This window comes from Micromonospora sp. NPDC020750 (assembly GCF_044334565.1).
Taxonomy (GTDB): domain Bacteria; phylum Actinomycetota; class Actinomycetes; order Mycobacteriales; family Micromonosporaceae; genus Micromonospora.
The window spans coordinates 132,101-153,106 of record NZ_JBIRTH010000004.1; the positions used below are offsets into that span (position 1 = coordinate 132,101).

19 protein-coding genes, 1 pseudogene and 1 riboswitch are annotated in these 21,006 nt (G+C 73.8%); of the genes and pseudogenes, 14 read left to right on the top strand and 6 right to left on the bottom strand.

What is annotated here, in order from left to right:
• Positions 1-112 precede the first annotated feature (112 nt).
• From ACH4T9_RS14490 to ACH4T9_RS14505, 4 genes are all read right to left on the bottom strand, one after another.
• Positions 113-1,114 carry a LacI family DNA-binding transcriptional regulator gene (locus ACH4T9_RS14490; RefSeq protein ID WP_396672932.1) on the bottom strand — a complete coding sequence of 334 codons (1,002 nt, stop codon included), beginning with the start codon at positions 1,112-1,114 and terminating at the stop codon, positions 113-115.
• A gap of 321 nt (positions 1,115-1,435) precedes the next feature.
• Positions 1,436-1,921, bottom strand: a complete 486-nt coding sequence (locus tag ACH4T9_RS14495; protein WP_396672931.1) for a hypothetical protein — start codon at positions 1,919-1,921, stop codon at positions 1,436-1,438.
• Positions 1,922-2,145: 224 nt separating this feature from the next.
• A complete protein-coding gene (locus ACH4T9_RS14500; RefSeq protein WP_396672930.1) occupies positions 2,146-2,829 on the bottom strand; it encodes an ABC transporter ATP-binding protein in 684 nt (227 codons plus the stop codon).
• Positions 2,826-3,914 (bottom strand): ABC transporter permease, encoded by a 1,089-nt coding sequence (locus tag ACH4T9_RS14505; protein ID WP_396672929.1) that lies wholly within the window; start codon positions 3,912-3,914, stop codon positions 2,826-2,828. The genes ACH4T9_RS14500 and ACH4T9_RS14505 overlap by 4 nt, the downstream gene beginning before the upstream one ends.
• A gap of 170 nt (positions 3,915-4,084) precedes the next feature.
• On the opposite strand from ACH4T9_RS14505, the gene ACH4T9_RS14510 reads away from it, so the two are divergent.
• The 10 genes from ACH4T9_RS14510 to ACH4T9_RS14555 all read left to right on the top strand — a co-directional run bounded on the left by ACH4T9_RS14510 (position 4,085) and on the right by ACH4T9_RS14555 (position 14,570).
• The gene (locus ACH4T9_RS14510; RefSeq protein WP_396672928.1) at positions 4,085-5,293 is read left to right on the top strand and encodes a sensor histidine kinase; all 1,209 of its coding nucleotides are present in this window, start codon (positions 4,085-4,087) and stop codon (positions 5,291-5,293) included.
• Positions 5,286-5,927, top strand: a complete 642-nt coding sequence (locus ACH4T9_RS14515) for a response regulator (protein WP_396672927.1) — start codon at positions 5,286-5,288, stop codon at positions 5,925-5,927. The genes ACH4T9_RS14510 and ACH4T9_RS14515 overlap by 8 nt, the downstream gene beginning before the upstream one ends.
• Before the next feature lie 252 nt (positions 5,928-6,179).
• Complete coding sequence (locus tag ACH4T9_RS14520; RefSeq protein ID WP_396672926.1) at positions 6,180-6,890, top strand: GntR family transcriptional regulator; 711 nt, start codon at positions 6,180-6,182, stop codon at positions 6,888-6,890.
• Between the two features lie 160 nt (positions 6,891-7,050).
• Complete coding sequence (locus ACH4T9_RS14525) at positions 7,051-7,944, top strand: dihydrodipicolinate synthase family protein (RefSeq protein ID WP_396672925.1); 894 nt, start codon at positions 7,051-7,053, stop codon at positions 7,942-7,944.
• The gene (locus tag ACH4T9_RS14530; RefSeq protein WP_396672924.1) at positions 7,944-8,945 is read left to right on the top strand and encodes a proline racemase family protein; all 1,002 of its coding nucleotides are present in this window, start codon (positions 7,944-7,946) and stop codon (positions 8,943-8,945) included. The genes ACH4T9_RS14525 and ACH4T9_RS14530 overlap by 1 nt, the downstream gene beginning before the upstream one ends.
• A complete protein-coding gene (locus ACH4T9_RS14535) occupies positions 8,942-10,336 on the top strand; it encodes an aldehyde dehydrogenase family protein (protein WP_396672923.1) in 1,395 nt (464 codons plus the stop codon). Before ACH4T9_RS14530 ends, ACH4T9_RS14535 begins: the two co-directional genes overlap by 4 nt.
• 53 nt (positions 10,337-10,389) lie before the next feature.
• On the top strand, positions 10,390-11,802 hold the full coding sequence (locus tag ACH4T9_RS14540) for an aminopeptidase P family protein (RefSeq protein WP_396672922.1): 1,413 nt from the start codon (positions 10,390-10,392) through the stop codon (positions 11,800-11,802).
• Positions 11,799-12,947 carry an NAD(P)/FAD-dependent oxidoreductase gene (locus tag ACH4T9_RS14545; protein ID WP_396672921.1) on the top strand — a complete coding sequence of 383 codons (1,149 nt, stop codon included), beginning with the start codon at positions 11,799-11,801 and terminating at the stop codon, positions 12,945-12,947. The genes ACH4T9_RS14540 and ACH4T9_RS14545 overlap by 4 nt, the downstream gene beginning before the upstream one ends.
• Entirely contained in the window at positions 12,934-13,188 is a 255-nt protein-coding gene (locus tag ACH4T9_RS14550; protein WP_396672920.1) for a (2Fe-2S)-binding protein, read from the top strand. Before ACH4T9_RS14545 ends, ACH4T9_RS14550 begins: the two co-directional genes overlap by 14 nt.
• Positions 13,185-14,570: an FAD-dependent oxidoreductase gene (locus ACH4T9_RS14555; protein ID WP_396672918.1), complete on the top strand. Its 1,386-nt coding sequence runs from the start codon at positions 13,185-13,187 to the stop codon at positions 14,568-14,570. Before ACH4T9_RS14550 ends, ACH4T9_RS14555 begins: the two co-directional genes overlap by 4 nt.
• Positions 14,571-14,688: 118 nt before the next feature.
• On the opposite strand, the gene ACH4T9_RS14560 is transcribed toward ACH4T9_RS14555, so the two are convergent.
• Positions 14,689-17,235, bottom strand: a complete 2,547-nt coding sequence (locus tag ACH4T9_RS14560; RefSeq protein WP_396672917.1) for a collagenase — start codon at positions 17,233-17,235, stop codon at positions 14,689-14,691.
• Between the two features lie 435 nt (positions 17,236-17,670).
• A riboswitch (glycine riboswitch) is annotated at positions 17,671-17,762 on the top strand.
• A 139-nt stretch (positions 17,763-17,901) separates the two neighbouring features.
• On the opposite strand from ACH4T9_RS14560, the gene ACH4T9_RS14565 reads away from it, so the two are divergent.
• The 4 genes and pseudogenes from ACH4T9_RS14565 to glyA all read left to right on the top strand — a co-directional run bounded on the left by ACH4T9_RS14565 (position 17,902) and on the right by glyA (position 20,203).
• Positions 17,902-18,291, top strand: coding sequence for a zinc ribbon domain-containing protein (locus tag ACH4T9_RS14565; RefSeq protein ID WP_396672916.1), 390 nt, complete (start codon positions 17,902-17,904; stop codon positions 18,289-18,291).
• 56 nt (positions 18,292-18,347) lie between these two features.
• A pseudogene (locus ACH4T9_RS14570) lies at positions 18,348-18,509 on the top strand (hypothetical protein); the annotation flags it as partial.
• 36 nt (positions 18,510-18,545) lie between these two features.
• Positions 18,546-18,923 (top strand): glycine cleavage system protein GcvH, encoded by a 378-nt coding sequence (gcvH, locus tag ACH4T9_RS14575; RefSeq protein ID WP_396673060.1) that lies wholly within the window; start codon positions 18,546-18,548, stop codon positions 18,921-18,923.
• Between the two features lie 11 nt (positions 18,924-18,934).
• The gene (gene glyA, locus ACH4T9_RS14580; protein WP_396672915.1) at positions 18,935-20,203 is read left to right on the top strand and encodes a serine hydroxymethyltransferase; all 1,269 of its coding nucleotides are present in this window, start codon (positions 18,935-18,937) and stop codon (positions 20,201-20,203) included.
• A 33-nt stretch (positions 20,204-20,236) separates the two neighbouring features.
• Here the strand turns inward: glyA and ACH4T9_RS14585 are convergent, their stop codons facing one another.
• Positions 20,237-20,989 (bottom strand): aminotransferase class IV, encoded by a 753-nt coding sequence (locus ACH4T9_RS14585; RefSeq protein WP_396672914.1) that lies wholly within the window; start codon positions 20,987-20,989, stop codon positions 20,237-20,239.
• Positions 20,990-21,006: the final 17 nt, after the last annotated feature.

Genomic DNA, 21,006 nt, shown 5'->3' on the forward strand with positions numbered 1-21,006 from the left:
GGCGCGGGGTCGGTGGTGGGGCAAGGGTGTGCGGTGTCGCGCCCGGTCGGTTCGAAGCCCCGACCGGTGGCGTGGAGGGTGTGTCTCTCGGGTTGCGGGTGGTGCGGCCGGCTCAGGACCCGGCGGTCGAGCCACGAACGGTGAACGTGGTGGGTATGACGGTCGGTGTGTCGGGCAGCGGGGTGCCGTCGAAGTGGGCGATGAGGGCGCGGGCGGCGGCCTCGCCCATCTGGCGCAACGGCTGGTGCACGGAGGTCAGTGGGGGGTGGGTGTGCGCCGCCAGCGGCAGGTCGTCGAAGCCGACGACCGCCACGTCCTCGGGGACGCGACGGCCGGCGGCGCGCAGCGCCTGGAGTGCCCCGGCGGCGGACAGATCGTTGTGGGCGAAGACGGCGTCGAAGGGCGTACCGGCCGCCAGCAACCGCTGCGCCGCCGCCCGCCCGCAGTCGAGGGTGAAGTCGCCCTCGACCACCAGGTTCGGGTCCAGCGGCAGGCCGGCCCGGGCGTAGCCCTCGGCGAAGCCGTCCAGCCGCTCGCTGGTGCAGCCGAACCGGTGCAGGCCGGTGACGACCAGGGGGCGGTGCCGGCCGAGGGCGAGCAGGTGCTCGGCCGCGGCCAGGGCGCCGGCCCGGTTGGTGGTCCGGACGGAGGGGAACTGCGGCTGGTGCCCCCGGTCGTCGATGAGGATCACCGGCAGCCCCCGGTCGTGCAGCGCGGTGATGTAGTCCAGGGTGCCCTCCGGCTCGACCACCAGCAGGCCGTCGAAGGACTTCGCGGAGACCTGGGAGGCGAACCGCCGCATCGACTCGTCCCCCCGGTTGCAGGTGAACAGCAGCAGGCCGTAGCCCTCGCTCTCCACCACGTCGACCGCTCCCTGGAGCACCTCGCCCATCCACGGCCAGGTGAGCGAGGGGACCAGCATGCCGACCACCCGGGCCCGGCCCCGGGCCAGCCCGACGGCGCGGTCGCTGGGCACGTAGCCCAGTTCCTTGATCACGGCGCGGACCCGGGCCGCCGTGGCCTGGCCGAGCTCGCCCTTGCCGTTGAGGACCCGGGAGACGGTCGTCTTGCTCACCCCCGCCCGGATGGCGACGTCGGCGATGGTGATCGGCACGTGACGCTCCCGGGTCAAAGGTGTTGGGGGAGTGTTTCGGAACCGGTTGCGGAAGCGGTTCCGGTCGCAGTCAACCGGAGTGACGCGGGCCACGTCAATAACGTGCAGATAACGAAACATGGCTAATTTCAAGATCTTAAAGAAGCGACGCGTCGATGCCTGCCGCGTCCGTCCGATCGGGTCGGGCCGGTGGCGCCAACCGACCATGCCCCGGTTCGGTCCGTCAGGCGTGCGCGGTACGGCGCCGACGGCGAGCTGGTACCGCTACAGGAGCAGGGCCGGGCCCGGTGACCCGTGGCCGGGCGGCACCAGGCGCCCCCGTCAACCCTGGTCGCCGCCGACTGCGTCGCCCGGACCGAGCCGTCCCTGGCCCCCGTGCTCAGGCGACGCCAGCACCAGCCTGGCGAGCACCGCGTCGGCGACTGCCGCCGCCCGTTCCCTCTCCAGACCCTGCCGCACGCCCACCTCGATCACCTGTTGATGCACCTCGGCGAGCTGCGCCGGGGTCAGCGCGGGGACGACCACGGCCAGGGACCTGCGGCGGAACAGCCTGCGCCAGAGGGCACCCACGCCCCTGCCCGCGCGGTCCGCCACCGAGCCCGCCGCCTGCTGTGCCATCTGGTCCAGCACCAGCCACACCACCGCGGTCACCAGCGGCACGATCTCGCCCAGACCGAACCCCAGCGGCTCACGCCGCCGGGACCGCCGGCCCAACCGGCGCACCACCACGGCGTCGTCGAAGGTCGCCAGCCCCGTCACGACCGGCAGCTCGGCCGGGGCGACCTCCGTGACGACATCGCGAACCACGTCCCGAACCCTGACGCCCACCGTGTCGTCCCCCGCGCGATCGTCGTGTTCCAGCCACACCATGCCCCTATATTGGTCGATCGGCACACGTGACGCCGCAACGGTTTCCCGACACCACCGGCCACCGTTCTCGGGTTGGCGAGACCGCCCCGGCCCCGCCTACGCCGCCGACCAGCGCGGGTAGCTGGAGTTCACCGCTCTCGATGCTGCCGGCCGGGTGGTGCTCAGCGGGCCGGGGCGGGCAGCCGCAGGCACCCGTCGTCCACCTCGGCGACCTGTTCCACGGCGGTGAGGAGGGTGCGGTCGTGGGTGACCAGGACGGTGGCGGTGGCCTGCTGGTGGGTGAGACGGGTGATCAGGCCGATGACGGCCGCTCCACGTTCGTGGTCGAGGGCGCTGGTGGGTTCGTCGACCAGCAGGACGGTGGGGTCGTTCATCAGGGCGCGGGCGATGTTGACCCGTTGGCGCTGGCCGCCGGAGAGCTGGTGGGGGCGGCGGTCGGCCTGGGCGGCCAGGCCGACGGCGTCGAGCAGTTCCATGGCGCGACCGCGCGCCCGGGTGGGGGAGCGGCCGTCGAGGTGGGCGATTACCTGGAGCTGTTCGGCGGCGGTGAGGGAGGGCAGCAGGTTGGGCTGCTGGAAGACGATGCCGATCTTGTGGCGGCGCAGGTCGGTGAGTTCGGCGCGGGTCATGCCGGTCGTGGTGGTGCCGTCGACGGTGACGGTGCCGGAGTCGGGGGTGATCAGGGTGGCGGCGACGGCGAGCAGGCTGGACTTCCCGGAGCCGGAGGGGCCGATGACGGCGGTCAGGGTGCCCTTGGGGACGTCCAGGGTGACGTGGTCCAGGGCCGTCAGGCGGCTGTCCCCGTCCGGGTAGGTGAGGGTGACGTCGGTCAGGTTGAGGCTCATCGGGCGCTCCCCAGGGCGGTCAGCGGGTCGACGGAGGTGATCCGGCGGATGGACAGGGCGGCCCCGAGCGCGCCGAGGAGGATCATCACCGCGGCGGGGGTGAGGACGGTGGCGGGGGTGAGGAGGAACGGTACGGCGGTGCCGCCGAGGAGGGCGCCCAGCGCGACGGCGACGACCGTGCCGATGAGGGTTCCGCCGGCGAGCAGGACGACGGCCTGGCCGAGCGCGTCGCGCAGCAGGTTGGCGGTGGAGGCGCCCAGGGCCTTGAGGACAGCGACATCGGCGCTGCGCTGGATCGTCCAGACGGTGAAGAAGGCGCCGATGACCAGGGCGGAGATGGCGAACAGGAAGCCGCGCATCAGCTGCAGCGAGCCGTTCTCGGAGGAGTAGGAGCCGATGGCGGACAGTGAACTGCTCGTGGAGACCGTCCTGGTGCCCGTGGCCTCGTCGGTGGCCTGCACGTCGACGCCGGAGGTGGTGTTCAGGGCGATGACCGTGGCGCTGGGGCCGTGGTCGTCGCCGACAGCGGGCGTGATCTCCTGCCAGGCGTCGAGGCTGATCCAGATCACCGGGGTGTGGCTGAAGGAGGCGTCACCGCTCACGGCCGCGACGGTCAGCGGCTGGCCGGCGATGCTGAGGGCGTCGCCGGGCCCGAGCCCGAGTTCGTCGGCGGCGTTGCGGGACAGCACCGCCGAGTCATCGTCGATCCTGTCGCTGTCCGGGGCCAGCGAGGCGCCGGGTCGGACGCCGAAGGCGGACACGCCGGCGCTCCTGTCCCCGGCGGTGGCCTTGGTCGTGGTGATCCCGAGCGGCTCGGCGCTCGTGACGCCGGGGGCTGCGGCCCACTGCCGCCACTGCTCCTCGGTGACCGTCGAGTTGGCGTAGGACAGCTCCTGCCCGCCGCTTGGAGGCTCGAAGGCGATCTTGTTCGCGGGCAGGTCGGTGATCGCGGAGACGTTCTGCTGGCCCAGTCCGGCGGTCAGCCCGGACAACAGCCCGACCAGCAGGGTGATCAGCACGATGACGGCCCCGACCAGGGCGAACCGCCCCTTGGCGAACCTGAGGTCCCTCCAGGCGACAAACATGCTGTGACCTGCACTTTCATTGGTTGGAAGCGGTACCCGTCCACCGTCGCAGCCGGTCCCCGGTCGGGACATCTGGCGCAGGGGGACAGTTCTCGGATCGGAGGGTGGCAGGCGGTCTCTAACTTTCGATCGACGCGCCGCGGGTCGCCGTCTCCTACGCTGGAAGGACCGTGAACACGACCACTACCGCGCCGACCCCCACCACCCGCACACTCGCGTGGTGCCTGCACCTGCTGATCGTCGGCCTGCTCGTTCTGGCCGCGGCCCGGTCCGTGGCCGAGGGGGCGCCACGGCCCACGGCCGTCGTCGTGACGGCCGCCGCGATGGGGCTGGCGTACGCGGCCGGCCAACTGCTGCCGCGCGTCCGCGCCGACCGCCGCGCCGCCGCGGTGTGGCTGGCCGCCGTCGGCGCGTTGTGGCTGGTGCTGCTGGCCCTGTCTCCCGACGGGATCTGGGTCGCCTTCCCGCTGTACTTCCTCCAGCTCCACCTGCTGCCGCGCCGCGTCGGCCTGGTCGCGGTCGTCGCCACCGCCGCGGCGGCCGTCGCGGCCTTCGCCGCCCACAACGGCGCCTTCACCCTGGCCATCGCGGTCGGCCCGGCCCTCGGGGCGGCCGTGGCAGTGGCGGTGGTCTGGGGGTATCAGGCGCTGTACCGGGAGAGCGAACAGCGCCGGAAGCTGATCGAGGAACTCACCACCACCCGCGCCGACCTGGCCGAGGCTCAGCACGCCGCCGGTGTGCTGGCCGAACGCGAACGCCTGGCCCGCGAGATCCACGACACCCTCGCCCAGGGGCTGTCCAGCATCCAACTGCTGCTGCGCGCCGCCGAACGCGCCCTGCCCGGCAGGCCCGACGCCGCCGCCCGCCACGTGGACCAGGCCCGTCAGGCAGCCGTGGACAACCTTGCCGAGGCCCGCCGTTTCGTCGCGGCACTCACCCCGCCCACCCTGGAGGGCACCACCCTGGCCGGCGCCCTGGAACGCCTGTGCGCCACCACGTCCACGCGCCACCCGCTCACCGCCCGCTTCCACCTCACCGGTGATCCCGTGCCCCTGCCCACCGCGCACGAGGTCGCCCTGCTGCGCATCGCCCAGTCCGCCCTGTCCAACACCGTCCGTCACGCCCGAGCCGTCCACGCCGAGGTCACCCTCAGTTATCTCGGCGACCGCGTCGCCGTCGACGTCGTCGACGACGGAGCCGGCTTCGCCCACGACCGGCCGCCCACCGCCGGCCCGCCCCACGGCGGGTTCGGTCTGGCCGCCATGCGCGCCCGCGTGGACGCCCTGGGTGGCTCCCTCACCATCGAGTCCGCGACCGGCCGCGGCACCGCCCTGGCCGCCCAGCTGCCGCTCACCACCGCCGGGACCGCCCGTGACTGAGACCGAGTCGCTCATCCGGCTGCTCCTGGCCGACGACCATCCGGTGGTGCGGGCCGGGCTGCGTGCCGTGCTGGAGACCGAGCCCGGCTTCACCATCGTGGCCGAGGCGGCCACCGCCGAGGCCGCCGTCAGCCGCGCCGCCGAGGGCGACATCGACGTCGTCCTGATGGACCTGCAGTTCGGCAAGGGGATGAACGGGGCCGAGGCCACCGCCGTGATCACCGCCCGGACCGGAGCCCCCCGGGTCCTGATCGTCACCACCTACGGCACGGACGCCGACGTCGTGCCCGCGATCGAGGCCGGCGCCACCGGCTACCTCCTCAAGGACGCCCCGCCCGAGGATCTGGCCGCCGCTGTGCGCACCGCCGCCGCCGGCCGCAGCACCCTGGCTCCCACCGTCGCCGACCGGCTCATGAACCGGCTGCGTGCCCCCAGGGCCGCCCTGACCAGGCGCGAGATCGAGGTTCTCGCCCTGGTCGCCGAGGGGCTGTCCAACCAGGCCGTCGGCCAGCGGCTGCACCTCACCGAGGGCACCGTCAAGTCCCACCTGGCCCATGTCTACGCCAAGCTCGGCGTCGACTCCCGTACCGCCGCCGTCGCCGCGGCGACGGATCTCGGCCTCATCCGCCGCTGAGCCGGTGGGGCCCGAGCCCTGACCGTGCTCCCCGCCGGTCCCGGGCGGGTGGGCCGCCGGCGGTCACCTGGCCCGGTGCGGGCCGGTCGGTAAGCTGCATCCTCCAGCGCGCGTACTGTCGGCGGGTGAGCACGCGTCGGCGGACCGGTCGCCGATCGTCGTCCGGCCGGCCCGGTCGACCCCGGGAGACCCGGCGGTGACGCCGGGCGTGGTGGGTCGTGACGCGGGCGGACGAGCCGGGTGGGAGTGGTCGTGACAGTGGACTGGCAGGCCGGAGGGGGTGCCGGCGCAGCAGGGTCGGGACTGGCGTTGGTGGCCCTGCAGGGCCGGCTGAGCCTGCGCGAGGAGGTGGCCCAGGCGCTCCGTGCCGCGATCGTGGCCGGCCAGATCCGGCCCGGCACCATCTACTCGGCGCCGACCCTGGCGGCCCAGTTCGGCGTCTCCCCGACGCCGGTGCGGGAGGCGATTCTCGATCTGGCCAAGGAGGGCCTGATCACGATCGTCAAGAACAAGGGCTTCCGGATCAAGTCCCTCTCCGACCGGGAGCTCGACGAGATCACCGAGATCCGCGAGCTGCTGGAGATCCCGGTGGTGGCCGACCAGGTGGGCCGGCTCGGCGAGGAGCAACTCCGGGAACTGCGGACCCTGGCGGAGGCCGTGGTGACCGCCGCGAGCCGGAGCGACATCGTCGCGTACATCGAGGCGGACAGCGCGTTCCACCTGACTCTGCTGAGCGCCGGTGGCAACCTGCGGTTGGTGGAGACCGTGGCCGACCTGCGTAACCGCACCCGGCTGTACGGGCTGGACGGGCTGGTCAAGAGCGGCCAGCTGGTCAGCTCGGCGGACGAGCACGTCCAGCTCGTGGACCTGTTGGAGGCGAAGGACCGGCCGGCGGTCGTCGAGTTGATGCGCCGGCACCTGCAGCACGTACGGGGAATCTGGGCCGCCCGGCCCGAGCAGTAGCGGCGCGGCGGCGTTCCGCGCCGCCCTCGTCCCGGCCGCCGCCCAGCCCGGCACCACGAACCGGGGCGGCGGCGCCTGCGCCTGTCGGAAGACATCCGTGGCTATTGGTCGGTCTAGCCAACCGTGTTACGGTGCCATGTAACATACTACTGGAGGTTCGGTGGAACAGATTCCGTGGCGGGGCGTCCTGGTGGCCACCGCACTGCCGTTCCGGCTTTCCGACCTGGGTGTCGACCACGAGGCGTACGCCACGCACGTGCGGTGGCTCGCCGAGAACGGCTGCCAGGGCGTCGTACCGAATGGCTCGCTCGGCGAGTACCAGGCGCTGACCGCAGCCGAACGCGCGGAGGTGGTGCGCACCGCGGTCGCGGCGGCCCCGCCCGGCTTCTCGGTGGTTCCCGGCGTGTCGGCGTACGGCGCGGACGAGGCGCGGCGCTGGGCCGACCAGGCCGCCGAGGCGGGCTGCCCGGCCGTCATGCTGCTGCCACCCACCGCCTACCGGGCGGACGACGCCGCCGTGCTGACGCACTACCGCGAGGTGGCCAAGGCGGGCCTGCCGGTGGTGGCCTACAACAACCCGCTGGACACCCGGGTCGACCTCACCCCGGCCCTGCTGCGCCGGCTGCACGACGAGGGCCTGATCGTCGCGGTCAAGGAGTTCAGCGGCGACGTGCGCCGGGCGTACGAGCTGGCCGAGCTCGCCCCCGGCCTCGACCTGCTGGCCGGCGCCGACGACGTGTCCCTCGAACTCCTGCTCGGCGGGGCGGTCGGCTGGATCGGCGGCTACCAGAACGCGGTCCCGGCCAGCTGCGTCCGCCTCTACCAGGCCGCCGTCGCCGGGGACCTGGCGACCGCACTGCCGCTCTACCGCACGCTGCACCCGCTGCTGCGCTGGGACTCCCGGCCCGACTTCGTCCAGGCGATCAAGCTCTCCATGGACGTCGCCGGCCGCCCGGGCGGGCCCACCCGCCCGCCGCGCCAGCCGCTGTCTCCGGCGGTCGCCACGGTCATCCGGGAGACCACCGAACGGCTGCTCGCGGCGGGTCACCGCTGATGCGCAGCAGCCGGGTGATCCACGTGGTCGACTCGCACACCGAGGGGATGCCCACCCGGGTGGTGACCGGCGGCGTCCCGGTGATCCCGGGCGCCACCATGGCCCAGCGCCGGGAACACCTGATCGCGCACCTCGACGACCTGCGGACCTTCCTGATGTACGAACCCCGGGGCCACTCGGCGATGTCGGGGGCGATCCTGCAACCCCCGACCCGGCCGGACGCCGACGTCGGCGTGGTCTACATCGAGGTGTCCGGCTGCCTGCCGATGTGCGGCCACGGCACGATCGGGGTGGCGACCGTGCTGGTCGAGACCGGAATGGTCGAGGTCACCGAGCCGGTCACCACCGTACGGCTGGACACCCCGTCCGGGCTGGTGGTGGCGTCGGTGGCCGTGACCGGCGGTCGCGCCACCGCGGTGACCATCCGCAACGTGCCGTCCTTCGTGGTGGCGCTGGACGCCTCGGTGCAGGTGCCCGGCCTGGGTCGGGTCCGCTACGACCTGGCCTACGGTGGCAACTTCTACGCCATCGTGGACCTCGCCGAGGTGGGACTGCGGCTGGACCGGGGTGACAGGCAGCGGCTGCTCGACGCGGGCCTGGCCATCATGGCGGCGATCAACGCCGCCGACCGGCCGGTGCACCCCGAGCAGCCGGGGATCTCCGGCTGCCGCCACGTGTACCTGGCCGGGGAGGGCTCGGACGCGCAGCACTCCCGGCACGCCATGGTGATCCATCCGGGGTGGTTCGACCGGTCGCCCTGCGGCACCGGCACCTCGGCCCGGATGGCGCAGTTGCACGCCCGGGGACTGCTTCCGCTGGAGCGGGACTTCACCAACGAGTCGCTGCTCGGCACCCGGTTCGTCGGCCGGCTGGTCGGCACCGCCACGGTCGCGGGCGCTGCGGCGGTGGTGCCGACGGTGACCGGGCGGGCCTGGCTGACCGGCACGGCGCAGTTCTTCCTCGACCCCGATGACCCCTTCCCGGCAGGATTCCAGCTGTGAGCGAACTGATCCGTAGCTGCTCCCCGCAGCGCCCCACCGAGCTGGTCGTCGAGCGGGCGGCGGTCGCCCCGGACCAGGTCCGCGCGCTGGCCGCGCGGGCCCGTACCGCGCAGGCCGGCTGGTGCCGGGAGTCGGCGACCGGCCGCGCCGCCGCCCTGCGGGCCGCCGCCGACCGGCTGCGGGAGCGGGCCGACGTGCTCGCCGACCTGATCGTCCGCGAGGTGGGCAAGCCGGTCGGCGAGGCCCGCGCCGAGGTGGCCCGGGGCGCGTCGATCCTGGACTACTACGCGCAGGCGTGCCTCGCCGCCACCGGTGAGCTGCTGCCACCGTCCCTGCCGGCGGACCAGCCCGGCCTGCTCTACACCGAACGCCGGCCGCGCGGCGTCGCCGGGCTGCTCACCCCGTGGAACTTCCCCCTGGCCATCCCGCTGTGGAAGGCCGCACCGGCCCTCGCCACCGGCAACGCGGTGCTGCTCAAGCCCTCCCCGGACGCAATGGCCTGCGGCGAGGCCGTGCAGCGGCTGTTCGACGGGCTGCTGCCGGCCGGGCTGCTGCAGGTCGTACAGGGTGGGCCGGAGACCGGGCGCGCGGTCGTCGCGGCGAGCGACGTCGTCTCGTTCACCGGCTCCGCCTCGGTCGGCGCGGAGGTCGCGGTCGCCGCCGCCCGCGCCGGCCGGCTGGTGCAGGCGGAGATGGGCGGCCAGAACGCCGCCGTGGTGCTGCCCGACGCCGACCCCGGCCCGACCGCCGCGCTGCTGGCCGGCGCCGCCATGGGGTACGCCGGGCAGAAGTGCACCGCGACCCGGCGGATCGTGGTCGTGGGTGACCCCGCGGAGTTCACCGAGGCGCTGGTGGCGGCGGTCGAGGCGGTCCGGGTCGGTGATCCCGCCGACCCGGCGGTCGCCGCCGGTCCGGTGATCAGCGCCGCCGCCCGGACCCGGATGCGCGACGCCGTCACGGCGGCGCGGGAGGCCGGGGCACGGGTGCTCACCGGGGGCGGGCCCGGGACCGGGGACGGCTTCTTCGTCGCACCGGTGCTGCTGGACCGCGTCGAGCCGACCCATCCGGTGGCCCAGGAGGAGACCTTCGGCCCGCTGGCGACCGTGCTGTCCGCGCCGGACCTGGCCCGCGCCGTCGAGCTGGCCAACGGCGTGCGCTACGGCCTGGTCACCTCGGTGCACGGCCGGGACGTCGGGGCGCTGCTGCACGCCGTACGTGGCCTCGACACCGGCCTGGTCCGGGTCAACGCGCCGACCACCGGGGTGGACTTCCACGCGCCCTTCGGCGGCGAGAAGGCGTCCAGCTACGGCCCGCGCGAGCAGGGCACCGCAGCCCTGGACTTCTACACCGCCACCCGGACCGTCACCTTCGCGGCCCCGCCGGCCCCCTGACCGGGCCACCGCCCCCGTCCGACAGCCCCCACCCGTCCCGTGAAGGAGTCGCTGTGACCCGTACCGACCTGCGTACCGGCAGCCACGACCTGCCGGTCAGCTCCGCGCTCGAGGAGTTCATGCTGACCGGCTGGGCGGACACCGAGCACCGTGACCTGCCGGTCGACGAGGTGGCCGACTGGGCTGCCGCGCGCCGCGCCCGGCTGCACCGGATGTTCCCCGGCGAGCGGCTGGTGGTGCCGGCCGGCAGCTATCAGCGGCGTTCCAACGACCAGAACCACCGGTTCCGGCCCCACTCGGCCTACGCCTGGCTGACCGGTGACCAGTCCTCCGACGGGGTGCTGGTGGTCGAGCCGGACGGGGAGGCGACGCTCTTCCTGCGTCCCCGCTCCGGCCGCGCCGACGGCGAGTTCTTCCGGGACCGGGTCTACGGCGAGCTGTGGGCCGGCCGGCGTCCGACGCTGGGGGAGAGCAGCCGGCGGCTGGGGCTGCCGACCCGGCACGTCGCCGAGCTGGCCGAGGCGGTGGCCGTGGCCGCGCCCACCCGGGTGCTGCGCGGCGTCGACGGGCACGTCGACACCCTGGCGCCCGGCCGAGCCGGGGGCGCAGACGCGGAGTTCGCCTCCGTGCTGGCCGAACTCCGCCTGGTCAAGGACGAGTGGGAGATCGCCCAGTTGGAGGAGGCGGTGGCGATCACGACCCGGGGCTTCGAGGACGTGGTCCGGGCGCTGCCGACGGCGATGCGCACCTCCGAGCGCCACCTGGAGGGGGTGTTCTGGCAGCGGGCCCGGCTGGAGGGCAACGACGTCGGCTACCACTCGATCGTGGCGGCGGGCGCGCACGCGGCCACCCTGCACTGGACCGACAACGACGGGCCGGTCCGCGACGGGGACCTGCTGCTGCTCGACGCCGGGGTGGAGACGCGGTCGCTCTACACCGCCGACATCACCCGGGTGCTGCCGGTCTCCGGCCGGTTCAGCCCTCTGCAACGGGACCTGTACGAGCTGTGCCGGCGGGCGAACGACGCCGCGCTGGACTGCCTGCGGCCGGGCGTGGAGTTCCGGGCGTTCCACCGGGCGGCGATGACGGTGCTGGCGCACGGGCTGGCGGACCTCGGGGTGCTGCCCTGCCCGCCGGAGCAGGCGCTGGCGGAGGAGTCCGGCCTGTACCGGCGGTGGACCCTGTGCGGGTCGGGCCACATGCTCGGTCTGGACGTGCACGACTGCGCCGCCGCCCGGGCCGACGTCTACCTGGACGGTCGGCTCGCCGCCGGGCAGGTGCTCACCGTGGAACCGGGGCTGTACTTCCAGCCGGACGACGAGCTGATCCCGGTCGAACTGCGCGGACTGGGCTTCCGCATCGAGGAGGACATCCTGATCACCGACGACGGCTACCGGGTGCTCTCCGACGGCCTGCCCCGCCGGGCCGACGACGTCGAGGCGTGGATGCACCGGATCGGGTCATGAGTGCCACCGGCGCGGATGTCGTCGTCATCGGGGCGGGAATGGTCGGCGCGGCCTGCGCCTACTACGCGGCGCGGGCCGGGCTGGCGGTGACGGTGGTCGACGGGGCCGGGGTGGCCGGCGGCACCACCGGCGCCGGTGAGGGCAACATCCTGCTCTCGGACAAGCCGCCCGGGCCGGAGCTGACGCTGGCCCGGCACTCCGTGCGGCTCTGGCACGAGTTGGGCGACGACCTGGGCGGCGAGCGGATCGAGCTGGAGCGCAAGGGCGGGCTGGTGGTGGCCGCCTCGGCGGCGGAGCACACCGCGCTGCGGGCGTTCGCCGCCGGCCAGCGCGCCGCCGGGGTAGAGGTGGTGGAGGTGCCCGCCGACGCGCTGCCCGAGCACGAACCGCACCTGGCCCGGGATCTCGCCGGTGGTCTGCACTACCCGCAGGACATGCAGGTCCAGCCGATGCTGGCCGCCGCGCACCTGCTGCGCGCGGCCGGGGTGCCGGTCCTGACCGGGACCACCGTGACCGGCCTGCGGCGCGACGCGGCCGGCGCGATCCGGGGCGTGGTCACCGACCGGGGATCGCTACCCACCCCGGCGGTGGTCAACGCCGCCGGGGTGTGGGCCGCCGGGGTCGCCGGCCTGGCCGGGGTGGGGCTGCCGGTCCTGCCCCGACGCGGGTTCATCCTGGTCACCGAGGCGCTGCCGCCGCTGATCCGGCACAAGGTGTACGCGGCGGGCTACGTCGCCAACGTCGGGCGCGGCTCCGAGGGGCTGGAGGTCTCCCCGGTGGTCGAGGGAACCCGGGCGGGCACCGTCCTGATCGGCTCCACCCGGGAGCGGGTGGGCTTCGACCGGACCGTCCCGCTGTCGGCCCTGCGCCAGCTCGCGGCCGGGGCGGTACGTCTCTTCCCGGTCCTCGCCTCGGTGTCGGTGATCCGCGCGTACCGGGGGTTCCGGCCGTACAGCCCCGACCACCTGCCGATGATCGGGGCCGACCCCCGGGTGCCGGGCCTGTTTCACGCCTGCGGCCACGAGGGCGCCGGGATCGGGCTCGCCCCGGCGACGGGGCACGCCGTCGCGGCCCTGCTGACCGGGCGTCCCCCACAGGTGGACCTTCGACCATTCGCCCCGGAGCGCCACGATGTTCACGTTTGACGGCCGGCCGGTGCCCGGCGACGGGGAGCGGAGCATCGCCGCCGCGCTGCTCGCCGTCGGGATCAACTCCTGGCGGCGCAGCCGGGTCGAGGGCCGCCCCCGGGGCGTCTTCTGCGGCATCGGGGTCTGCTTCGACTGCCTGGTGCGGGTCAACGGGGTGCCGGCGCAGCGGGCTTGCCTGGTGGTGGCCCGCCCGGGCGACGTGGTCGACAGCCAGGACGAGGGCGAGGAGCGGGAATGACCGGGTACGACGTGGTGGTGGTCGGCGCCGGTCCGGCCGGGCTGGCTGCGGCGGCCGGCGCGGCGCGGGCCGGCTGCCTGGTGGTGGTGCTGGACGCCGCGGCGCGGCCCGGCGGGCAGTTCTGGCGGCACCGCCCCGGGGCCGACGGAGCCGGCCACCACGACTGGCAGACGTTCACCCGGCTGCGCGAACAGCTCGGCCGGGTCACCCACCGGGCCGACGCCGCCGTCTGGTTCGTCGAGGCCGACACCATCGCCGGGGAGCCGGGTTTCGCGGTGCACACCCGGGCCGGAACGGTGTACGGGCGGCGACTGGTCGTGGCCACCGGCGCCCATGACCGGGTGGTGCCCTTCCCGGGCTGGGACCTGCCCGGGGTGGTCACGGCCGGCGGCGCCCAGGCCCTGCTCAAGGGGCAGGGGGTGAGCTTCGCCAGCCGGGTCGTGGTGGCCGGCACCGGCCCGTTCCTGCTGCCCGTCGCGACCGGCCTGGCCGCCGCCGGCAGCGTCGTGGTCGGCGTCTGCGAGGCGAACGACCCGCTCGGGTACGCCCGCCAGCTCCGCCCGGTCGCCGGTGCGGCGGGCAAGCTGGCCGAGGCGGGGCGGTACGGCTGGCGGATGCTGCGGCACCGGGTGCCGTACCGGCGTCTGACCGTGGTGGTGGCCGCGCACGGCACCGACCGGCTGACCGGGGTAACCCTCGCCTCCGTCGACGCCGGCGGCGCGATGCTGCCCGGCACCGAGTCCGAGTTGGAGTGTGACGGGCTCGCGGTGGGCTTCGGCTTCACCCCGCAGGTGGAGCTGGGCCTGGCCCTGGGGTGCGCGACCCGGCTCGACGGCGACGGGAGCCTGGTGCTCACCGTCGACGCGGCGCAGGCGACCTCGGTGCCCGGGGTGTACGCCGCCGGTGAGGTGACCGGGGTGGGCGGGGCCGGGCTCGCCCTGGTGGAGGGGGAGCTGGCCGGTGCCGGCGCGGCGCTGTCCCTGGGCCGCCCGCTGCCCTGGTCGGGCCGGCGGCACGGCCGGCTGCTGCGGGCCCGGCGCCGGCTGCGCCGGTTCGCCTCGGCGCTGCACGCGGTGCACCCGGTGCCGGCCGGCTGGCCGGACTGGTGCGCCGACGACACGCTGGTCTGCCGCTGCGAGGACGTGCCGGTCGGGGCGGTACGGCAGGCGGTGCGGGAGTTGTCCGTCGCCGACGCGCGGGGCGCGAAGCTGATGACCCGGGCCGGCATGGGCTGGTGCCAGGGGCGGACGTGCGGTTACGCCACCGCCTGCCTGACCGCGCGGGCGGCCGGCCGTGCCCTCACCGGGGCGGATCTGACCGGGTTCGCCACCCGCCCGGTCGCGCAGCCGGTCACGCTCGGCCACCTCGCCGCCGGCGGCTGACCGCTCCTGCCCGGCGGCGACGCCGCACGGACCGCGCCGCCCTCCCGGAGGCGGTGGTCCCGCCGGGGCGGGAGCCCACCGGCTCCGAGGAGGACGGCGCGGCGGCGGTGCGGCGCGCTCAGTACTGCGAGGTCACCGTGACCCCGGTGAACGCCTGCCGGGCGTGCAGGCTCACGTAGTGGTAACCGGCCGCCGGGTTGCTGACCGTGATCGTCTCGCCGTTGCCGGTGTTGACCGACCGGCGGGTGTAGCTGGTCGTGGTGGCCCAGCCGGTGGAGCTGTAGTACAGGTCCGCGTCGCCGGTGCCCCCGGACGACGTGAGCTTCAGGCTGGTGGTGCCGGCCGGGACGTAGAGGTACAGGTGGTAGAGGTTCCCGGCGGTGGCCTGGAGGCCGCCCCGCCGGCAGTTCTTGCCCAGCGTCCGGATGTCGCTCCCGGTGCACTCCGGCAACGGCGTGGTGCCACCGGTGACGGTTACGGTGCGTGAGGTGGTGCCGGTCGCGCCCTTGTTGTCGGTGACCGTCAGCGTGACCGGGTAGGTGCCGGCGGCGCCGTACGTCTTGGTGGGGTTGGCCGCCGTCGACGTGGTGCCGTCGCCGAAGGTCCAGGCCCGGGAGGCGATGCTGCCGTCGCCGTCCGTGGACTGGTCGGTGAAGGTGGCGGTCAGGCCGCTGGTGGTCGCCGTGAACGCGGCCACCGGGGCCTGGTTGGCGGGCGGGTTGGTGCCGCCGCCGCAGTCGCCGGCCGCGCAGGCGTCCAGCCACACGTACCAGTCGGGGTCGTAGCGGCTGCCGATGGTGCTGGTCAGCAGCGTCCGGGCGGCGGCCCAGTTGCCGGCGCGGTAGTGGCCGAGCAGCGTGGTCACGTCGGCGCGGTGCGACTGGAGCATGTACCGCACGGCCAGGTAGCCCCAGCGGTAGACCCGGGTGGTGTCGTGGTCGTAGGTGGTGTCGAAGATGGTGCGCAGGGCGTACGTCTTCTTGCCGGCCTCGGTGATCGCGGCCTGGTAGGTCTGCTTCCGGTACGAGTACGACACGTACTCGGCGAAGCCCTCGATCCACCAGATCGTCGGGGTGGAGATGTTCGCGGTGAAGTCGCCGTACATGTCGAACCGGCCGTCGAGGTAGTGGGTGTACTCGTGGTTGAGGTTCCAGATCTCGAAGGTGGGGCGCAGCCACTCCGCCTCGTAGGCGATGAAGCGGGGCTGGTTGCCGGTGGCGGCCGGGTTGCCCTCGAGGTACATGCCGCCGTTGTTGGTGTCGATGCCGAACATCGGCCCGCCGTACGTCTGGTAGTCGGTGCTGGAGTCGAAGACCACCACCTCGAGGGTGGTGTTGCGGTCGTTGGCCACCGGCCCGGGGTCCGCCACCACGGAGTGGAAGTACGCGTCCTGGTCGCGCATGCTGGCGCAGGCCCGGTCCAGTTCGGCGGAGGTCATCTGCTGGGCGCGCAGCCGGATGGTGGTGCCGCAGGTGTAGGTGATCGGCAGGACGACGGCGGCCAGCCGCGCCTGGAGGTCGCAGGTGTCGTAGTAGGCGCAGTTGGACCGGTCGTAGTAGTCGGTCATCTCGGCGACGCCGACCCAGAGGGCGGCGGTGGGGCCGGTGATCGCGCTCAGGTTGAGCAGTCCCCGGGCCAGCGGCCGGGTCTTGGCCTGCAACGCGGTGTGCTGGAGGAAACGGCCCAGCTCCCGGCCGGCGTTGGAGACCAGGTAGCCCTGGTCGGTGCCGAGCAGGGCGCGGTGGCCGGAGGCGAAGGCGTACAGCGTGTCCAGCACGCTCGGGTCCGCGGTGACGGCGGTGACGAACTCGGGCACCTGGTGGCCCCGGAACAGCACGAGGTAGACGTTGTTGACCGCGTTCAGCATCCACCAGGACGTGTTGTACGAGCTGTTGTAGCCGGTCAGCAGGCGCTTCACCACGTACAGGTAGCGGGCGTTCTCCTCGGCGCTGTCGATGAGGGTGACGGCCTCGGCCAGGATCTCGCCGTTGGCGTCGCTGACGTCGCCGGAGTGGCCGTTGGCGAAGAAGGCGTCCAGGCCGGCGCGGATCGCGGTACGCAGGCCGCTGCCGTAGGTGCCGACCGTGGACGGGTAGTACCAGTGCACGTAGTAGCCGGCCCGCAGGTACAGCACGAGGGAGGCGGTGCCGGTGCGGTTGGTGCCGTCGTAGGAGGCGGCGTCGTCCCGCAGCGCGTACGCGACGCTGGTCATCTGCGCCTCGCGGAACGCCAGGTAGGCGTCGTTGCCGGTCAGGTTGAACAGCGTGTTGACGCAGTCGGTGGTGGACGCCTTGATCTGCTGCACCAGGGCGCTGCCGGTGCGGCTGGTGAAGTCGCTGGTCGCGCAGGGGGCGGCGGCCAGGGCGGCCCGGCCGCGCATGGACGGGGCGGTGCGTCGTTGCCCGCCGTCGGGCTCGTCGTAGTCGCGGCGCAGCTCGTCGCGGGCGGCGGGCAGCGGGGCGCGTTCGTCGAGCGGCAGCGCGTTCCGCCGGACGTGCCGGTCGCCGGCGCCGGCGTCGGCCGGGGCGGCGCCCTGGGCGGGTGTCGCCGCCGGTGCCGCGCTCGCTGTGGCGGGGGCGGCCAGCGGGCTCAGCCCCAGCGCCAGGGCCAGGGTCAGGGGCGCGGCGGCCAGCCGGGCGCGTCGCTTTCGTAACAGTCGGATCATCGGGGGTCGCCTCCTGGGCGGGGTGTCGACGGGGCTTCGGGGCCGGGTCGATGGGGGGATGTGGTCGGGTCCGGTGTGGACCGGGCTCGGCCGGGTGCGGGGGTCCCTGCGTGTCTCCGCGCACGTCAGGGCGGTTGTGGTGGTCGGTTCCGCCGCTTTTGCGGGCGGATCCCGCGTCGACACTCGTCGATCTGGGTCGATGTCGCGCCGGACGTGGCCAGTACAATGGCACACATCACACATCGGTGTAAAGAATTGTTGATGATCGATCATGGGGTCGGGATGTCGGCCGCAGCGGCCCAGCTCCGGCGACCTCGTGGCCGGCGCGAGCCCGACGCGGGAACGGTCCGGCGACCCGCGCCGCATCGTTGACACGTGTTCGGCCGGTCGCCTAGGGTCGCGGGCAGCATCGCCCACAACTGCACAGACACCGTTCGAACCCGCGCGGGAGAGTCCCCGGCCACCGTCGGGGCGCCGAAGGAGCAAACTCCCAAGAAACTCTCAGGCCCCGTTACCGCGCAGGCGAGGTGAACTCTGGAAAGCAGACGATCCGTCGTCTCACCCACGGTGCAAACCGCCGCCAGGCGGTGAAGCTCTCAGGTCCATGACAGAGCGGGAGGCAACCGACCGTACGACGCGACCGCGTCGGGACGAAGGAGCGCCTCCATGCATCAGAGTCCGACGACCCTGACCCGCCCACCCCTGCACGCCGTGCACGTCGAGCTGGGTGCCCGGTTCACCGGCTTCGCCGGTTGGTCCATGCCGCTGCGCTACCAAATGCGGGCTAGGGCGCAAAAACGCAGTGTCTGCTTCTTCCCGTCCACCCGCATGTGCTCCGACTGCGCTCGGATCAACGACAAGATGGCGTTGGACGTCCGAGCGTGGGACTGCCCCTGCGGCAGCCACCACGACCGGGACGTCAACGCGGCCCGCAACATCAGGGCCGCCGGACGGGCGGACCTCAACGACCGTGGAGCGCAGGTAGGACCGGGACTTGTTCCGGCACCGCGCAGGGAAGCGGTAACCCGCCGGGAGCTTGTCCCCTCGGGGGTGTAGCAGACCGGAATCTTCGCCCTTCAGGGCGGAGAGGACGTCAAGGCAGCGAGACCGCCGAGCACCGGGCCGTACGAGAACGGGCCGGCCTGTTCGACCTCAGCCACATGGGACAGATCGAGGTCTGCGGGCCGTTGGCCCCGGCCGTGCTGGGCCACGCGCTGGTCGGTCACCTCTCGGCCACGCCCGTCACGCTGCCCTTCTACCGCCGTCCGCGCTGATGCGCAAACCTGCCGGAAGAGGAAGAGATAGTGGAAATGGATGTTCCCGCGCGCCTGCGCTACAGCGCCAACCACGAGTGGGTCGACGACAGCGTCGAGCCGGCGTCGGTCGGCATCACCGCCTTCGCCGCCTCGGCGCTCGGCGACGTGGTCTACGTCGAACTGCCCGACCCGGGTGCCCACCTGGTGGCCGGGGAGGTCTGCGGCGAGGTCGAGTCCACCAAGTCGGTTGCCGAGCTGTACATGCCGGTGACCGGCCGGATCCTCGCGACCAACGAGGCGGTCGTCGCCGACCCGAGCCTGATCGGCGGCGACCCCTACGGGGACGGCTGGCTGTTCCGGCTGCGGGTGACCGACCCGCCGGCGCTGATGACGGCCGACGAGTACCGCACCTACCTCACCGAATCCCACTGACGGAGGCCACTGTGGCTGTACTCGACGACGACCTGCGGGACGCCGACCCGGAGATCGCCACGGCGGTCACCGCCGAGCTGCGGCGTCAGCAGCGGACCCTCGGCATGATCGCCTCGGAGAACCTCGCGCCCCGGGCAGTCCTGCAGGCACAGGGCTCGGTGCTCACCAACAAGTACGCGGAGGGCTACCCGGGCCGGCGGTACTACGGCGGCTGCGAGCATGTCGACACCATCGAACGGCTGGCGATCGAACGGGCCCGGCTGCTGTTCGGAGCGGCGTACGCCAACGTGCAGCCGCACTCCGGCTCCCAGGCCAACGCGGCGGTGATGACGGCCCTGCTCACGCCGGGCGACGCCATCCTCGGCCTGGACCTGGCGCACGGCGGTCACCTGACGCACGGGATGCGCGTCAACTTCTCGGGCCGGCTGTACCGGGCGGTGGGCTACCGGGTGAACGCCGAGACCTTCCTGGTCGACATGGACGAGGTCGAACGGCTCGCCCGTGAACACCGGCCTAAGCTGATCGTGGCGGGCTGGTCGGCGTATCCGAGGGTGCTGGACGTCGCGCGGTTCCGGCGGATCGCCGACGCCGTCGGCGCGTACCTGCTCGTCGACATGGCGCACTTCGCCGGGCTGGTTGCCGCCGGGTTGCATCCCAACCCCGTACCGCATGCGCACGTGGTGACCCTGACCACGCACAAGACGCTCGGCGGCCCCCGCGGTGGCGCCATTCTCAGCGCGGACACCGAACTCGCCCGCCGGCTGGACTCGGCGGTGTTCCCCGGCCAGCAGGGTGGCCCGCTCGAACACGCGATCGCGGCCAAGGCGGTGGCCTTCCGCATCGCTGCCGGGGACGAGTTCCGCGACCAGCAGCGGCGGGCGCTGCGGGGAGCCCGGCTCGTCGCCGAACGCCTTGCCGCGACCGACGTGCGCGACGCCGGAATCCGGGTGGTCAGCGGGGGCACCGACGTGCATCTGGTCCTGGTCGACCTGAGGCGGGCCGAGCTGGACGGCGCCCAGGCCGAACGGCTGCTCCAGGAGGTCGGGATCACCGTCAACCGCAACGCGGTGCCGTTCGACCCCCGCCCGCCGATGGTCACCTCGGGGCTGCGGATCGGCACCTCGGGGCTGGCCACCCGGGGCTTCGACGAGCACGATTTCGTCGAGGTGGCCGACATCATCGCCACCGCGATGACCGCGCCTGAGGCCGGTGAGGTGCTGCGGGCGCGGGTCGACCGGCTCGCCGAGCGGCGCCCGGTCTACGGAGGACAGCTCAGCTGACCGACCGGCCGCTCGGCGGCCCGTCCGTCGCGGTCAGACGGGTTCCGGTACGACCTCGGCGTACCGCCGGCGCAGCAGGCCGATGATCGGGTGACCGGTCGCGAACGTGACCCCGTCGACGGCGACGATCGGCCGGATCCCGCCGGCCGCGTTGGTGGCGAAGGCGGTCGCCATGCCGGCCAGCCGGGACAGCTCGACCGGCTCGGTGCGCTGCGGGCCGTCGTGGGCCGCGGCGAGCAGCCGCATGGTCACGCCGGGCAGCGCGTCGGCCAGCGGCCAGACCACGGTGTCGCCGTCGACGAAGCCGACGTTCCAGGTCGGTCCCTCGGCGACCCGCCCGCCGCCGTCGGTGAACAGCGCGTCGTCGTAGCCGTCGAGCTGGGCGCGGCGGCGTGCGAACAGCGGGCCGAACAGCCCGGTGTGCTTGACCGCGGGCACGTCGCGCGCGTAGGTGGTGGAGCGCACCCGCATCGGCGGCTGCGCCTGCGGCGTGGCGGCGCGCGTGGTGACCAGCACCTGCGGATCGGCCGGGGCGGCGGGGTGGGTGAGCCGCAGGCCGGGATCGGCCACGGTGACCCGGACCGTCAGCGGGCCGTCGGCTTCGGCGATCGCCCCGCGGATCCGCTCCCGGACGTGCCCGCGGGACAGTTCGGCCCCGAACACCGTGGCGCAGTCGGTGACCAACCTGTCGAGGTGCAGGCCGAGGCCGCGGACCGCACCGTCCTGCACCCGCATCGTGGTGAAGTGCCCGTAGTTGGTCAGCGCCAGGTTGCCGATCGCCGTCATGGCGGCCAGTCTGGCAC

Coding starts and splice junctions, on each gene's coding strand:
- ACH4T9_RS14500 (WP_396672930.1), bottom strand. CDS start 2,829: ATGAGCCTCAACCTGACCGACGTCACCCTCACCTACCCGGACGGGGAC.
- ACH4T9_RS14505 (WP_396672929.1), bottom strand. CDS start 3,914: ATGTTTGTCGCCTGGAGGGACCTCAGGTTCGCCAAGGGGCGGTTCGCC.
- ACH4T9_RS14530 (WP_396672924.1), top strand. CDS start 7,944: ATGCGCAGCAGCCGGGTGATCCACGTGGTCGACTCGCACACCGAGGGG.
- ACH4T9_RS14545 (WP_396672921.1), top strand. CDS start 11,799: ATGAGTGCCACCGGCGCGGATGTCGTCGTCATCGGGGCGGGAATGGTC.
- ACH4T9_RS14550 (WP_396672920.1), top strand. CDS start 12,934: ATGTTCACGTTTGACGGCCGGCCGGTGCCCGGCGACGGGGAGCGGAGC.
- ACH4T9_RS14555 (WP_396672918.1), top strand. CDS start 13,185: ATGACCGGGTACGACGTGGTGGTGGTCGGCGCCGGTCCGGCCGGGCTG.
- ACH4T9_RS14560 (WP_396672917.1), bottom strand. CDS start 17,235: ATGATCCGACTGTTACGAAAGCGACGCGCCCGGCTGGCCGCCGCGCCC.
- ACH4T9_RS14565 (WP_396672916.1), top strand. CDS start 17,902: ATGCATCAGAGTCCGACGACCCTGACCCGCCCACCCCTGCACGCCGTG.
- gcvH (WP_396673060.1), top strand. CDS start 18,546: ATGGATGTTCCCGCGCGCCTGCGCTACAGCGCCAACCACGAGTGGGTC.
- ACH4T9_RS14585 (WP_396672914.1), bottom strand. CDS start 20,989: ATGACGGCGATCGGCAACCTGGCGCTGACCAACTACGGGCACTTCACC.